The organism is Cellulomonas sp. P2_B4, assembly GCF_056404795.1.
The window spans coordinates 1-599 of sequence record NZ_JBFUDI010000072.1 but is presented as its reverse complement, the minus strand read 5'-3'; the positions used below and the strand labels follow the sequence as shown (position 1 = coordinate 599).

Here is a 599-nt window from a genome sequence, read left to right as displayed (position 1 = left end):
CGCCAGTATCCTGGTCGCGATCGGCGGGCCGCCGTCGCTGCTCGGCGTCGCCGTCGGGTTCGTCATCGGTATGGTGATTACGGTAATGACGGCGGTCGCGGTCGCCGCGCCCTTGTGGCTCGTCGCGCATGCCCTGAACCGGCGCGGCCCGGCCACCGCCGCGCTGATCGGCGGGCTTTGCGGGGTCGCGCTGTTCCTCGGCGGCCAGACCTATGGCTTCGGCCTGTTCGCCCTGCCCGCGACCGACACGTACACCTTGCTGTTCCGCTGGATCGGCGCGATCGCAAGCTGCGTGATCCTCGCGGGCATGTCGGCGGCGATCGGGCTGGTGATGTGGCGCGTCGCCTATCGGCGGACCGGCTGAACGGCCCGAATCAGGCGCCGCCGATCCGGTTCAGCAGGCGCCGATGCGCCGGGCGACCGTATGCGTCCTGGTCGTCATGCGCATCCTGCCCGTCATCACCGACGTGCCGCTGATGTCGAGCGACGTCGCCGTATAGGTCCCGTTCGACGTGACGGTCATGCCGCCGCTGCCGAAAGTGCAGGCCATCACCCCGGTCAGCCGGCCGCCGCTCGCGTTGAAGCTGGTGTACTGGCAC

The 599-nt window shown here is 69.9% G+C and carries 2 protein-coding genes; one reads left to right on the top strand and one right to left on the bottom strand.

Features of this window, described 5'->3' with window-relative positions; translation table 11 throughout:
* Window positions 1-364: hypothetical protein (locus tag AC1DZC_RS20150; RefSeq protein WP_477044516.1), on the top strand; the 364-nt coding region annotated here is incomplete at its 5' end.
* 30 nt (window positions 365-394) lie between these two features.
* Here AC1DZC_RS20150 and AC1DZC_RS20145 read toward each other — a convergent pair.
* Window positions 395-599 (bottom strand): DUF3617 domain-containing protein (locus AC1DZC_RS20145; RefSeq protein ID WP_477044515.1); only part of this gene is annotated, 205 nt, incomplete at its 5' end.